The sequence below is a fragment of the Marinobacterium profundum genome, from assembly GCF_001528745.1.
GTDB classification, from domain to species: domain Bacteria; phylum Pseudomonadota; class Gammaproteobacteria; order Pseudomonadales; family Balneatricaceae; genus Marinobacterium_A; species Marinobacterium_A profundum.
This window is the reverse complement of the sequence record NZ_BCNS01000048.1, coordinates 1-2,465: the sequence shown is the minus strand read 5'-3', so window position 1 is coordinate 2,465 and position 2,465 is coordinate 1. Positions and strand designations below refer to the sequence as shown.

The following is a 2,465-nucleotide window of genomic DNA, read 5'->3' as shown; positions in this document are numbered from 1 at the left end:
GAGGGGGCCGGGCGGCCCGGGGGGTTGGTCGGGGGAGCGGGGCCAGGGGGTCGGTTTTCCCGCCCGGGGCTCGGTGACTGAATCCGACTCGTCAGCTAACCGCGGCCAGAGCGGCACAGAAACAGCGGGCCGGCTGTATGCCTCACTGACGAACGCCGCTGTCTGCTGTACTGCTGGCACCTCGTTCACCACTGGCGCCTCTGCGTCGCATGCCCGCGCCCGCGTTCTGGCAGAGCCTTCCACGGCCAGTGAAAATGGCCGTTCGGAGGCAATCGGCGCCCCGGCGGCTGACGGCTGAGCCACCTGCGAAGCTCCCGCATCAGCCGAATGGCCCACTGGCCCCTGCGGCTCAGTGCACATCACATGATCCGCGCCCCTGTAAGGAATCCTGCTCAACCCGTCCGGTGGCGCACCAGGCGCCTCATTGTTTGGGACAGGCCGGCCGCCTGCTGGCAAGACCGATGGCCAAGATGTGAAAGGCCACAGCGGCAGAGCCTCGAGCCCGTCATTCGGCTCACCTAATACCCTTGCCCCAGTGGGTGATGCAGCTGCCGCAGCCTGGGCTTGTGGCCGGCCGCCTGCTACCCACTGGCCCAACTCAGACTGCGTGGACTGCCTCTTTGCCGCTGCCGCTTGAGTAGAGCGAGGCGGGCTTGTCTGACTCGCCGACAGCGGCGGCCGCACACCGCACCCCAGCACAGGAGAAGCACAGGGCTGTACCTTGAGGTGAGGCTTGCGGAACATAACGGCTTCACTGGGTGCTGATGAATAGTCCGCAATTAGCGGCGGTAAAGCACGGCCACGTTCAGCCCCTGGGCGCTGTCCTGCGTCACGTTCTGCTTCCTGTCTTGAATCGCGCCTTGAAGTGGGCTGACGAATTGGCGACGCTGCTCTGTGCTCCGGCAGCTCCCGTTGCGACGTCTGGGGGAAATCATCATCAGCGCTCCCCCGGAGCTGACTCCCGCCAGCCATGGCTGTTACAGGTAGTTGCTGCTCCTGCGTCGAGGCCGCAGTCATTGCCGGCAGCGGATATCCGGTTGAAGCAGGGCGCAACAATTGAGGTGCATGGAGACGTACAAGGTTCACCCAGTGCGCCGGAGGTCCGCCCGTGCCCAGGCCGTTATCTGACGCCCGCGGGGCCTCGTCTTCCATACCGGGTTCTTCCACTGGCTCAGCGGTCAGGCGGCTGCTGGCGTCCAGGCGATCGGCCAGGCGCCCGACCCGAAACTGCAGCGCACGCGCCAGTTGCACGAGTACTCTTTTTACACGCTGGCTCAAATCCATGGTTAAGCCCGCTCCAAACGCTCAATAACCAGCGTCAGAGTTTCAATTGCCACCTGATTACCCATAGCGTCCAGCCGTGCGCCACGCCAGCCTGACGGATAAATGTTGTACAGATTCCAGCGCGCATCTTCCTGCTGACCATCCGGTTTGAGCAGCACCACTGATGCGTCGCGACGCTCAAAATTTCCTTCGGTCGTCGCCATCAGCCAATCCCAGAGTTCCCGTGATTCGCTCATGCCCCACTTCAGGATCACATCGTCGTAACTGACCCGACCGGGCAGTTTTCGCACCGCCGGTGCACCGCCGCCTTCTCGATACTCGATTGTCTCCACTGAGACGCCAAGGCCACTCACCTCTGAGAAATAACCCGACCCTACACCCTGAATGTCGACCACAAAGTTGTATGCGCGAAAAATTTCAGATTCTGGCATGATTTCGTTCCTTATTATTCAGCGCTTTCTTCGGCATTGGCGGCTTGTTCAGTCTCACCGCCCCCGGCCCACTGGCCGATACGGAAGATGATGAACTCGGCGGGTTTTACCGGCGCTATACCGATCTCTGTGATCAGCCGGCCGGCATCGATAACCTCAGTCGGGTTTGTTTCGGCGTCACATTTGACGAAGAAAGCCTGTTCCGGGGTCCTGCCCTTGAGCGCACCGTCACGCCATAACAAAGTAAGAAACGCCCGAATGTCGCGTTCCACCGACTTCCAGGTGCGCTCATCGTTGGGTTCAAATACCGTCCAGCGGGTGCCGCCTGCGATGGATTCCTCAATCATGTTGAACAGCCGTCTCACGTTGATGTAGCGCCACTCGCTGGATTCCTCCGCAAGGGTACGGGCACCCCAAACCCTGATACCGGAATCAGGGAAGAAGCGGATGCAGTTCACACCCTTAGTATTGAGTTCCCCCTGCTCCTCACGCGTCACCTGGTACGTCAGGCCCAGCGCCCCTCGCACACCGACATTTGCCGGTGCCTTGTGCACGCCACGGGTACTGTCCGTCTGTGCATAGAGCCCGGCGAGATGGCCGGAGGGTGGCGTATTGACGATGGAGCCAGCACGCAGCGGGTCGCGCGCCCTGATCCAGGGAAAGTAAAATGCACCGAAGCCCCGGTCACTGTTGCGAGGACGCAGTCCCACGGCCGCCTGGCCACCCCTGCGACGCGGTGCTGTTTCGCCC

The 2,465-nt window shown here is 62.0% G+C and carries 3 protein-coding genes; 1 reads left to right on the top strand and 2 read right to left on the bottom strand.

Translation table 11 applies throughout. The features are described from left to right. Positions 1–298, top strand: a 298-nt coding sequence (locus MPRO_RS26130; RefSeq protein WP_216821219.1) for a hypothetical protein, incomplete at its 5' end; no start/stop codon positions are given. Between the two features lie 988 nt (positions 299–1,286). On the opposite strand, the gene MPRO_RS02770 is transcribed toward MPRO_RS26130, so the two are convergent. Both MPRO_RS02770 and MPRO_RS02765 read right to left on the bottom strand, forming a co-directional pair. Next, positions 1,287–1,715 (bottom strand): phage tail protein, encoded by a 429-nt coding sequence (locus MPRO_RS02770; RefSeq protein ID WP_067286641.1) that lies wholly within the window; start codon positions 1,713–1,715, stop codon positions 1,287–1,289. Between the two features lie 14 nt (positions 1,716–1,729). Beyond that, a partial coding sequence (locus MPRO_RS02765; protein WP_162492529.1) for a phage tail sheath family protein occupies positions 1,730–2,465 on the bottom strand: 736 nt, incomplete at its 5' end.